We start from the raw sequence: 12,130 nt of genomic DNA on the forward strand, positions 1-12,130 counted from the left end.
GCATCGTTGTTAGCACCAAGTTCAGCTACTTTTTTCTCGATAGCTTCAGTCAGGCTAGCCATAGCCTTATCATAATTGATTTCAGGCTGTTCCGGTTGTTTTGGTTCAACCGGTTGTTCTGGACTTGTTTCGTCTCCAGGTTTTTGGTAATTTTCGTCTTTGCTAAGAATATCTTGCAAAGCAGTGACTGTTGACATCACATCTTGTACATTTACCGTATCAGAACTTAATTGTGCAGTGAGTTTATCAAGATTAGACTTAAATGCTTGACGTGCAGTTGCTGTATTTTTCAAACCACTTGGATCAAAGTTAGATAAGTCGTCTTTCCATTTAGAGAGAGATTGAAGGATTTGTGTTTTGCTGTAGAGTTCGCTTCCTTCACCACGAGTGATGAATTGATCCACCTGGATACCGATGTTTCGAGACAAATCGTTTCGATCAGGATCTAGTTGAAGGGTGACTGCGTGCAAGTTTTCATCAAGACCTTTTAGGCTAACCAGAGTTTGATTGCCTTGGCGTTGAGCAGCGTGACCGCTAAAGTATTTCTTGCCCTCAATAGTCGACGCATTTCCCATGCCATCTTGGTAAGGAACTTCTTTGCCATCTAGGAAGACTTTGTAGATACCATGATTTGGATCAACATAGCCCTTGATATCAAGTCCAGTACCGTAGAAGTAGGCTGTGACAGTTGTCTTTTTCTTTTGTTCATCAGTTAAGCGACCAAAGGAAGCCCAAGACTCCGTTTTTTGGTACTTGTCTGCTGAATTGGTTTCATGGTGCCAGCCAGGACTGTAATCCAACTGACTAGCTTGGTCATCATAACTTGTTTGATCCTTGATCAGCAATTCAGCTTTCATCACTTGGATGGTTGCATCGGTAGCAAAACCGAGCAGGGCACCATCAGTGACAGAAGTGAGCTTGGCTTTGAAGTCAAAGATAGAGTCGGCTTGTTCTGTAAAGTCAATCGTTGGGATGGTAACAGTCTTTTCTGTTTCTCCATCTTCAAAAGTCACATCTTGAGTTGTATCTTGGTAAACTTTACCGTGAACCCCAGTTCCAGGTTCTGTGATGAAGCGAACAGTAGCAGTTCCCTTGCTTCCACCAACACGTTTAATTTTAACAGTGACTGGTTTTCCTTTTTCGACTTCGTAGTTAGTAGACTCAAGTTCAAACATTCCTTTGCTATCATTGTTTAGGGTGTAGATCCCTTCTGTAGCAATTGGTTCACCTGTTTTATTAACAAGGGTAATGGTATGTTGGCCAGGTGCTAAATCGTCTGTTTCATATACTTTTTGGCTGCGTTTACGGCTAGTGTTCTTAGTTTGCACATCCGCAACTTTTTGGCCATCAACGTAGACGGACATTTCTCCATGACCTGGGTCAACTGTAGAGACGACATAGGCCTTGGTTCCTGTGAAAGTATAGCTTACTTTGGCATCTTTTTGATTGGTCCACATAGAAGTGCCACGAACACCTTCAGATTCATTGTACCAAGTTGTACCGGCTGTATCCGCTGTTGTATTTGAGTGGTATTCAAGTCCAAGAGGGTAGCCGTCTGTCTTTTCGATACTACTTGGTGTCTTGTAGACTGAGAAGTTGGTTAAGATTGGAGTTGCTTGAGCTCCGGTGATGGTTACACGGATTTTTTGTGCCTCTACAGGCTTGCCTTGAATCAAGCGACGGTAACCAACAGTTGAACCTTCTCCGTAAGTCACCCAGCGACCGTTGATTTCGACTTCAATCTTGAAACCAGAGATACGTTGACCTTTAGCGATGTCTTCCTTGAGTTCGACAACGTCAAAGCGTCTCTTTTGTCCCAAATCGACTGTGAAGCTACCTGTTGTGGCATCATTTGAGAGCGCCCAGCTGGTATCGTCTTTGCCGTCTGTCAGGTGACTTTCTTTATAGAGGTGGTTCTGACGAGTAGAACTTGCTGTTACAGTCGCTCCTTTGGCAAAGTCAGTCGCATACATTTGGTCTAGGGTTGCTTTGAATTCCTTCAAGCGAGCCACATCAGCATCTGCGAATTTTCCTTCTTTGTTTGGTGGAATGTTGAGAAGAAGTGGCGTTCCACGACCAACAGACTTGAAGTAGATATCCATCAATTCTTTGAGGGATTTTGGTTGCTGATTATCGTGGTAGAACCAGCCAGAGCGGATGGAAACATCTGCTTCCCCTACAGAGTACATATCTCCGTCAGGGTCACCGTGGTTAAGGTATTCGTTCTTAACATTTTCGGTGATGTTGGCTTTCTTGACCTTATGCCATACAGGGTCACCTGCGATACCACGTTCATTTCCGATCCAACGAATACTTGTTGGTTGTGCAGAGAAGATAGCGATATCTCCTTCAGCTTCCTTAATATATTTGAACCATTCGTCAAAGGTGTAGGTTACTTTCTGGGCACCGCTACCGCGTGCTCCATCCATCCAAACTTCAATGAATTTACCTTTGTTTCCGTATTTTGGATTTCCAAGAATTTCTTTTAGTTGGTTGAGATAATATTCGTTGTATTCTTTTTCTGTATCAACCTTGTATTTAGGACTATTAACATCCCATGGAGATAGATAAACCCCCATATTCATATCGTATTTAGTAGCTGATTTTGAAACTTCTTCTAAAAGGTCTCCCTTACCATCTTTCCATGGACTTGCAGCTACGGTATGATTTGTATATTTAGATGGGTAAATAACGAAGCCATCGTGGTGTTTCACTACCATAATGGTGCGTTTAAAGCCAGTTTCCTTTAGAGTACGGATCCATTGATCTGTATCTAAGTTAGTTGGATTAAAGTATCCTGGGTCTTCATTTCCATGTCCCCACTCAGAATTAGTATAAGTATTCATACCATAGTGGATGAAGGCGGCTAATTCTTCTTTGTGATAATCAAGTTGAGCCTTGCTTGGAAGCGGACCGTGATTTCCGATTTCTGTTTCCTTATCTTCTGGATGAGCAGCAGGTAAAACAGTTGAAGTCGGATTAGAGCTATCAGAGATTTTTTCGTATTCAAAGACAACATCATTCACACCCTTGTGCTGGATGCTGGCTTCTAAGCGTGGAGTGATCGCGCGGTAGCCTGCGATTTCTTTTGCTTCAAAAGTGTTTACAAAAGAAACATCGTATTCTTTTCCGTCATTATTATCAGTAACAACATCTGCTAATTCTTGCTCTGAGCCTTTCAAACGATAATGAATGGCAAATGAACCTTTATTCACTTTATAAACCACCTTGATGACCCGTGTTCCTGGAGCTGTTTTGCTGACGACGTTGTAGGTCCACTCATCTTTGAGTTGTTTGTTGATTTCGACGCCATCAATAGAGACAATCTGGTATTTCTCTTGATTTTTTGTATAGAAGTCAGTCTTAGCGATTTCTTTTTTGAAGTCATAATCAAAAGCTGTTCCAACTTCAGTTTTTTCAACAAAAGTATCATCAGTTTTGATTGGATTACCAGTTTCATCTACGTGTTGAACAACTACACGTCCGTAATCGATTCCTTTAATGAGTGTCGCAACACCATTTTCATCGAAAGAATATTGATTTTCACCAATAACAGCAGTTTTATTTCTGAACATTTCTCCTTCAGGAGTAAAGTAATATCGTTTCCCATTATCACCTTGGTACCAACCTTTGACGCCATATTTTGCGATAATATCTTTTACCCATTTGACTTGCTCAGGTGAGAGGACGATCCCACCACCGAAACGGTCTTTGTCAGGGATGCCGTTTTCGATTGTGCCATGTTGGTGAACACCGACTACTTTCCCATCTCCGTTGATAATACCAGCACCTGAAAGGCCTGAAACAGAAGTCATATGATAGGTGATGCCTTTTGAGCCTTTATCATCATAATTATCAACAGATTTCACGACACCATCAGCCTTGTAAAGTTGACCAGCTACAATTGGTTTTTTGAGCTCAGGTGAGCTTGAGTCAGTTGGATACCCAATCGTACTAACAGGGTCCCCTGGTTGATAGGTTTTGTTTTCTGCCAAGGGAACAAAGGTAGCAGCTTTATTTGGACTAGCGATTTGAAGAGGAACAGGTGCTACAACAGCAGCCAAGTCATTTTGATATCCTTTTCCAAATTCTTTCTTGTTCCAAAAATGAATATCTTCTTCTTTGAAAAGAGTAGTATTACCCGTTACAGGTTGAGAATTGCGAACAGCAGAATTAGAACCGAGGTTATAGTAAAACTTAGCAGAATCTCCGCCTCGAATATGTCCTTCTTTTGTATCACGGTTTGATTCTAAAAAGTTGTGGGCAACAGTCAAGATGACATTTGGTGCCACAAAAATACCAGAACCAGACACGATATAGCGTTGGGAACCACCATTGTAAATAGTGTAAATCATACTAGCAGCAGTAGCAGGTTGTCCTTCATAAGGGACGTGCTTCAAATCTAGACCACCGTTGATAATCGCACGATTACCATTTTCAGCTTCCTTTGGAAGTTCTTCCTTGTTTTTTAGAATGCTTTCTGTCTCAATTTTAGGGCTATCCTTCTTGTCTACGATTACTGAAGTATCTATATTTTTAACAGGTGTATTAGGATAAGCTTGATCGTGGATTTCTTCAGGAAGCAAGTCAGTAGTTTTAGTTTCTGCTACAGTTTTTTTCTCTACTGGTTTAATAGTTTTCTCTTCTTTCTCTGACTCTTGGGGTGTAGAAATTACAGGACTTTCATTTTTGACTTCTGGTTTGGTTTTTTCAACTTCGGCCAATTTTTCTACATTTGGTTGAGAGCTTGTAGCTTCAATTTTTGCTTCGTCAGCTAGTGCTGTACCAGATGCAAAAAAAGCGAGCCCGACCATAACCGAAGCAACTCCAACGGTTAATTTTCTGATGCTAAAAGTTTGCCCTTTTTCAAAAAGGTATCGATTCATAATGTACTCCTAGTTTGAATAAAGACAGTCAGCTACTGTCTGAGCCCAAGTATGACTTGGAAACGATTTTTTTTTTAGCGATAGTTAAATTTTGTGCAATAGTTTGAGACTAACCCCTTCCCATATTTAAGCGCTTTCATTTTGAGATAAAAAAATTTAAATTGCCATCTTAATCTTAAAAATGACCTAAAAATCTTTAATATAACAAATATACTAAATTATTCCAAGAAATGCAATAGAGAAATGCAAGAAAATCCATCTAATTTAAAGAAATTTCTTTACTTTTTAAAGAAAATCCCTCCTGCTATTTTGTGGAACATAGAAGGAGGGATTTTAACGAAATTTAGAGTAGATTACGTATCGCCTCTTCAATTTGTTTTGGGTCTGTTTTGGAAGAAAAGCGCTCAAAGACTTGCCCATCTCGACCGATGAGAAACTTAGCGAAATTCCATTCGATTCGTTTTCCTAGTGGGCCAGATTTTTGGTTTTTCAACCAGACATAGAGGGGATCTGCTTCCTTACCGTTGACCTTGATCTTGGCAAAACGTGGGAAGCTGGTTTGATAATGTAGGCTACAGAAGCTGTTGATTTCCTCTGCACTGCCTGGTGCTTGTCCCATAAACTGATTGCAAGGGAAGTCTAAAATTTCAAAACCTTGGTCTTGATAACGGTCATAGAGTTCTTGGAGACCTTGGTACTGGGGTGTTAAACCACATCCAGTAGCAGTGTTGACAACCAAGAGAATCTTACCACGATAGGCATTTAGTGAGGTTTCTTGATTGTCTTGGTTCAAGACTGAAAAATCGTATAGTGAAGTCATTGCTTGCTTTTCTCCTTCTGTTTGGTATTTTTAGGAGTTTTTTCCTCCTGTAGTGATAGAAAGCCGTAGGTCAGGGTTCCAAAAATGCTACCGATAATCAGGCCATACATCAGTAAAGGAACACTTTTATCGAATTGCATGAGTAACTTCACAAAATCTGGAAGTGACATCTGCTGAACGAAGACTTTATGAAAGATGAGTAGGGTAAAGAGGCCAATCTGAAGGCCAATAAACACAACCCAGCTTCGGAATTTGATTTGGCTCTTGCTGTAGGTTTTAAGGATGATTTCTGACTTGTCATCTTTTTCAAGATGGAGTTCTTTGACGGCTTTTTGAGCTTTTATACTCATGAACAAAATGAGTCCAAAATAGATGTAGGGCATAACATTTCGAACAATTTCTATAAAGCTTCCGAACAAAATATAGAATAGGAAGAGAATGAAGGAAGAGTAAAAGATTTGGATCATGGAACGGGCGCAAGCCTTGTAGATAACCTCTTGACGGCATTCATCAAAAGGGCCTTGGATATGAAAGAAATTTCGAAGTAGGCGAGTTGTTAAGTCTTCTTTTTTCATGGGTGATTTCTCCTAAATGAACGATGCTATTTTGTTTCTTTTACGAATTGATAGAGATAATAAAGATAAGTAATAGAAGAAAGGATAGCGATAGTTAGCAGTATATAATATTTCCAATTGCTTGAAATGAGCGTCAGTTGTGGTAAGGATAGAATCATAAAGATTAGTGCTAAGTTGAGTATGCGCGTTTTTGGGGAGTCGATTTTTAGATAAGTCAATCCTTTGTTGAGGGCTGGAACAAAGACTGGAAGGAGGACTATATCGTAGATTGGCAAGTTCCCTGAAACGATGATGAAGATGACCAGTGAAGCAAACAAAAGATGATAGGTAAGTAAAGTTACTAGTGATTTCATAGGGCACCTCCTAATCCTCATCTTGCTCTTTTTTAGCTTTTTCAATGCGACGGGAGATGAGGAACTGTATGCTCGCTCCGAAGAAAATAGAACCGAGAATGCTTGATACACCATTTCTTATAGTGAGAAGAGACTGAAAATAGTCCTGACCTTCACCTATGAGTATATGGAGAAGAGGAGTTATAAAAAACATCCATAGACCAAAGAACAAACCTGCTTTAAGACCTGGGTAGTGTAGTTGCTTACTTTCTTTCTCGCTCAGCATATCTGGTTCAATAGTTGTAATCCCTGTTTTTTGCATTTGATAGGTGAGATATCCAGCAGCGATGAGGGCAATCACTAAAATTAGAGGAGGATAGACTAGAGCCACTAGTTGAGGATATTTATAGGCTAGAACGAGTGGAATAAGATTTCCGAAAATCATCAGATAAAAGAGGATGATAAAGACTTGGTTACCGATACGATCGGCCTCGCGCCGCTTGTATTCGTCAAGGGGCTCAGAAATGCCGTATGTGCGTTTGATCAGTTTTTCAGTAAAGGTTTCTTTTTTCATGAGTTGGCTCCTTTTTTAAAAATTATCCTCCCAAAAGAGACTGTTGAGGTCAGTTTGGAGGCTGCGGGCGAGATTGAGACAGAGTTCCAGAGTTGGATTGTACTTGTCGTTCTCAATCATATTGATGGTTTGTCTCGAGACACCGATATCCTTGGCGAGTTCGAGCTGGGAAATGCCCAGTTCCTTGCGAAATTCTTTCACACGATTCATCTGGACTCCTTTCTGATTTGTGTCGTATATATTTGACTATATTATATTCTTCTATGGAGTAGATGTCAAGCATATTTGACATATTTCTTAAAGAAATCTTACTTGTTTTTGGCCTATTTGTCTGACTAGTGCAAGCTAGTCAGATTTGTGGTAAAATAGATAAGATATGACAAAAGAATTTCATCATGTAACGGTCTTACTCCACGAAACGATTGATATGCTCGACGTAAAGCCTGACGGTATCTACGTTGATGCGACTTTGGGTGGAGCGGGCCATAGCGAATATTTATTAAGTAAATTAAGTGAAAAAGGCCATCTCTATGCCTTTGATCAGGACCAGAATGCCATTGACAATGCGCAAAAACGTTTGGCACCTTACATTGAAAAGGGAATGGTGACCTTTATCAAGGATAACTTCCGTCATTTACAGACACGTTTGCACGAAGCTGGTGTTCAGGAAATTGATGGAATTTGTTATGACTTGGGAGTGTCTAGTCCTCAGCTAGACCAGCGAGAGCGTGGTTTTTCTTATAAAAAGGATGCGCCACTGGACATGCGCATGAATCAGGATGCTAGTCTGACAGCCTATGAAGTGGTGAATCACTACGACTATCATGACTTGGTTCGTATTTTCTTTAAGTATGGCGAGGATAAATTCTCTAAACAGATTGCGCGTAAGATTGAACAAGCACGTGAAGTCAAGCCAATCGAGACAACGACTGAGTTAGCAGAAATTATCAAGTCGGCCAAACCTGCCAAGGAGCTCAAGAAGAAGGGCCATCCTGCCAAGCAGATTTTCCAGGCTATTCGAATTGAAGTCAATGATGAACTGGGGGCGGCAGATGAATCTATCCAGCAGGCTATGGAGATGTTGGCTCTAGATGGTAGAATCTCAGTGATTACCTTCCATTCACTAGAAGACCGCTTGACCAAGCAATTGTTCAAGGAAGCTTCAACGGTTGAAGTTCCAAAAGGCTTGCCTTTCATCCCAGATGATCTCAAGCCCAAGATGGAATTGGTGTCCCGTAAGCCAATCTTGCCAAGTGCAGAAGAATTAGAAGCCAATAACCGCTCGCACTCAGCTAAGTTGCGCGTGGCCAGAAAAATTCACAAGTAAGAGGAAAAAATGGTAGATAAAAAAGAAACAACCAGTCAATTCTTGCAGAGTCGTATCAAAAAATTCTCCCGTGTGGAGAAGGCTTTTTATCTTTCCATCGCTTTTACGGCTCTCGTCTTAGCAGTGAGCATTATCTTTATGCAAACACGACTTTTGCAAGTGCAAAGTGATTTGACAAAAATCAATGCGCAGATAGAGGAAAAGAAAACAGAGCTGGACGATGCCAAGCAGGAAGTGAATGAATTGATTCGTTCAGAGCGCTTGAAAGAGATTGCAGATAAAAAAGATTTGAAATTGAATAACGAAAATATCCGAACAGCGGAGTAAGATATGAAATGGACAGAAAAAATAACCCGATTTGCGCTAAAAAATCGTAAATCTCCAGCAGAAAACCGTAGAATAGTCGGCAAGTACATCAGTTTGTTAGCTGTCGTACTTTTCGCTATCTTTTTGGCTAATTTTGCGTATATTATAGCAAAAGGTAATATATTTGGTACTGACTTGGTTAAAGAGGCTAAAAAGGTTCACCAAACAACCCGAACAGTTCCTGCCAAACGTGGGACTATCTATGACCGAAATGGAGTGCCAATCGCTGAAGATGCGACCTCTTATAACGTCTATGCTGTTATTGATAAAAAATACAAGTCAGCAACTGGAAAAATTCTTTATGTAGAGGATTCGCAGTTTAATAAGGTAGCTGAAGTCTTCCATAAGTATTTAGACATGGATGAAGCTTATGTGAAAGAGCAATTAGCTCAACCAAATCTGACCCAAGTTTCCTTTGGTGCAAAAGGAAATGGGATTACCTATGCCAATATGATGGCTATTAAAAAAGATTTGAAAGATGCTAGTGTGGAAGGGATTGACTTTACAACTAGCCCTAACAGAAGCTATCCAAATGGACAATTTGCTTCTAGCTTTATTGGCTTAGCCCAACTTCATGAAAATGAGGATGGTAGTAAGAGTTTGTTAGGGACTTCTGGTTTGGAGAGTTCTTTAAATACCATTCTTGCTGGGACAGACGGTATTATTACCTATGAAAAAGACCGTGTAGGAAATATCGTACCAGGTACAGAACAGGTGTCGCAACAAACTGTGGATGGCAAGGATGTTTATACAACATTGTCTAGCCCGCTCCAATCTTTCATGGAAACACAGATGAATGCCTTTCAAGAGAAAGTAAAAGGCAAGTATATGACAGCAACCTTGGTCAGTGCTAAAACAGGGGAAATTCTTGCAACGACGCAGAGACCAACCTTCGATGCTGATACTAAGGAAGGGCTGACTAAGGACTTTGTTTGGCGTGATATCCTCTATCAAAGTAACTATGAGCCGGGGTCAACCATGAAGGTTATGACGCTCGCTGCTGCTATTGATAATAATACCTTCCCAAGTGGAGAATACTTCAATAGCAGTGAATTAAAAATAGCGGATGCGACGATTCGAGATTGGGATGTTAATGCTGGTTTGACTACTGGTAGGATGATGACTTTCTTACAAGGTTTCGCTCTCTCCAGTAATGTTGGAATGAGTCTACTTGAACAAAAAATGGGAGATGCTACTTGGTTGGATTATCTCAATCGCTTTAAGTTTGGGGTGCCGACGCGTTTTGGTCTGACTGATGAGTATTCAGGTCAATTGCCTGCAGATAATATTGTCGATATTGCCATGAGTGCATTTGGTCAGGGGATTTCTGTAACGCAGACCCAGATGCTACGTGCTTTTACAGCCATTGCCAACGATGGGGTTATGTTGGAGCCAAAATTTATAAGTGCTATTTATGATACTAACAATCAGTCTGTACGAAAGTCTCAAAAAGAGATTGTAGGAAAACCTGTATCTGAAGATGCAGCAAGCTTGACTCGTACTAACATGATATTAGTTGGGACGGACCCTCTATATGGAACTATGTATAATCACTACACAGGAAAGCCAATTATAACAGTTCCTGGACAAAATGTAGCAGTTAAATCCGGTACGGCTCAAATCGCTGATGAGAAAAATGGAGGCTACTTGGTTGGTTCTACCAATTATATTTTCTCAGTTGTGACTATGAATCCTGCTGAAAATCCTGATTTTATCTTGTATGTAACGGTTCAACAGCCTGAGCATTATTCAGCTGCCCAGTTGGGAGAGTTTTCCAATCCAATCTTGGAGCGGGCTTCAGCGATGAAAGAATCTCTGAACCTTCAATCTCCAGCTAAGAATTTAGATAAAGTTACGACAGAATCTTCTTATGCAATGCCTAGCATCAAGGATATTTCACCTGGTGAGTTGGCGGAAGCCTTACGCCGAAATATTGTGCAACCAATCGTTGTAGGTACTGGAACAAAGATTAAAGAGACTTCTGTAGACGAAGGGACCAATCTTGCACCAAACCAACAAGTTCTCCTTTTATCGGATAAGGTAGAAGAAATTCCAGATATGTATGGCTGGAAAAAAGAGACTGCTGAGACCTTTGCTAAATGGTTGGATATTGAGCTAGAATTTGAAGGTTCAGGTTCCGTCGTCCAAAAGCAAGACGTTCGGACCAATACAGCTATCAAAAACATTAAAAAAATTAAATTAACTTTAGGAGATTAACATGATTAGTTCCATCAGTGCTGGAATTGTGACATTTTTACTAACTTTAGTAGGAATTCCGGCCTTTATCCAATTTTATAGAAAGGCGCAAATTACAGGCCAGCAGATGCATGAGGATGTCAAACAGCACCAGGCAAAAGCTGGGACTCCTACAATGGGGGGACTTGTTTTCCTCATTGCTGCAGTTGTGGTGAGTTTCCTCGTCGCTCTTTTTTCAAAACAATTGACCAATAATGTTGGTATGGTTTTGTTTATTTTGGTCTTGTATGGTTTGGTTGGTTTTTTAGATGACTTCCTCAAGGTCTTCCGTAAAATCAATGAGGGCCTTAATCCCAAACAGAAATTGGCTCTTCAGCTGCTAGGTGGAGTCATTTTCTACCTTTTTTATGAGCGTGGGGGCGATATGCTCTCTGTCTTTGGCTACCAAGTGCATTTAGGGATTTTCTATATTATCTTCGCTCTTTTCTGGCTAGTTGGTTTTTCAAACGCAGTGAATTTGACAGATGGTATTGACGGTCTAGCGAGTATTTCCGTTGTGATTAGCTTGTCTGCCTATGGAGTTATTGCCTATGTGCAAGGTCAGATGGATATCCTTCTAGTGATTCTTGCCATGATTGGTGGTTTGCTTGGTTTCTTCGTCTTTAACCATAAGCCTGCTAAAGTCTTTATGGGGGATGTGGGAAGTTTGGCCCTAGGTGGAATGCTGGCAGCTATCTCTATGGCCCTCCACCAAGAATGGACTCTCTTGATTATCGGAATTGTTTATGTCTTTGAAACAACTTCGGTTATGATGCAAGTCAGTTATTTCAAACTGACAGGTGGTAAACGTATTTTTCGTATGACGCCTGTGCATCATCATTTTGAGCTTGGAGGATTGTCTGGTAAGGGAAGTCCTTGGAGCGAGTGGAAGGTTGACTTCTTCTTTTGGGGAGTGGGACTCCTAGCAAGTCTTTTGACGCTAGCCTTTTTATACCTACTGTGAAAAATAATCTTTTATTGATAAAAGAAACCAGGATGAAGTTGATCTTCATCC

10 protein-coding genes are annotated in these 12,130 nt (G+C 40.6%); 4 read left to right on the forward strand and 6 right to left on the reverse strand.

The window, feature by feature from the left end:
- The 6 genes from D7D54_RS07730 to D7D54_RS07755 form a co-directional block, all read right to left on the reverse strand.
- The coding region (locus D7D54_RS07730; RefSeq protein WP_120719201.1) for an alpha-L-fucosidase at positions 1-4,886 on the reverse strand (4,886 nt) is incomplete at its 3' end.
- Positions 4,887-5,229: 343 nt separating this feature from the next.
- A complete protein-coding gene (locus D7D54_RS07735) occupies positions 5,230-5,706 on the reverse strand; it encodes a glutathione peroxidase (RefSeq protein WP_120719161.1) in 477 nt (158 codons plus the stop codon).
- A complete protein-coding gene (locus D7D54_RS07740; protein WP_120719162.1) occupies positions 5,703-6,281 on the reverse strand; it encodes a DUF3278 domain-containing protein in 579 nt (192 codons plus the stop codon). Before D7D54_RS07740 ends, D7D54_RS07735 begins: the two co-directional genes overlap by 4 nt.
- Positions 6,282-6,307: 26 nt before the next feature.
- Complete coding sequence (locus D7D54_RS07745; RefSeq protein ID WP_120719163.1) at positions 6,308-6,634, reverse strand: hypothetical protein; 327 nt, start codon at positions 6,632-6,634, stop codon at positions 6,308-6,310.
- Between the two features lie 10 nt (positions 6,635-6,644).
- Entirely contained in the window at positions 6,645-7,187 is a 543-nt protein-coding gene (locus tag D7D54_RS07750; protein WP_120719164.1) for a DUF3278 domain-containing protein, read from the reverse strand.
- A gap of 15 nt (positions 7,188-7,202) precedes the next feature.
- Positions 7,203-7,397, reverse strand: a complete 195-nt coding sequence (locus tag D7D54_RS07755) for a helix-turn-helix transcriptional regulator (protein WP_001082471.1) — start codon at positions 7,395-7,397, stop codon at positions 7,203-7,205.
- 166 nt (positions 7,398-7,563) lie between these two features.
- Here D7D54_RS07755 and rsmH point away from each other — a divergent pair, with 166 nt between their 5' ends.
- From rsmH to mraY, 4 genes are read left to right on the forward strand one after another with little or no spacing between them, the layout of a single operon-like run.
- Entirely contained in the window at positions 7,564-8,514 is a 951-nt protein-coding gene (rsmH, locus tag D7D54_RS07760) for a 16S rRNA (cytosine(1402)-N(4))-methyltransferase RsmH (protein ID WP_000159419.1), read from the forward strand.
- A gap of 9 nt (positions 8,515-8,523) precedes the next feature.
- Positions 8,524-8,841, forward strand: coding sequence for a cell division protein FtsL (gene ftsL / locus D7D54_RS07765; protein WP_020902171.1), 318 nt, complete (start codon positions 8,524-8,526; stop codon positions 8,839-8,841).
- Positions 8,842-8,844: 3 nt separating this feature from the next.
- The gene (pbp2x, locus tag D7D54_RS07770; RefSeq protein WP_120719165.1) at positions 8,845-11,097 is read left to right on the forward strand and encodes a penicillin-binding protein PBP2X; all 2,253 of its coding nucleotides are present in this window, start codon (positions 8,845-8,847) and stop codon (positions 11,095-11,097) included.
- Between the two features lies 1 nt (position 11,098).
- Positions 11,099-12,079 carry a phospho-N-acetylmuramoyl-pentapeptide-transferase gene (gene mraY, locus D7D54_RS07775; RefSeq protein ID WP_049510480.1) on the forward strand — a complete coding sequence of 327 codons (981 nt, stop codon included), beginning with the start codon at positions 11,099-11,101 and terminating at the stop codon, positions 12,077-12,079.
- Positions 12,080-12,130 lie beyond the last annotated feature (51 nt).

Origin of the sequence: Streptococcus chosunensis, from assembly GCF_003626515.1 — a bacterium.
GTDB lineage: Bacteria > Bacillota > Bacilli > Lactobacillales > Streptococcaceae > Streptococcus > Streptococcus chosunensis.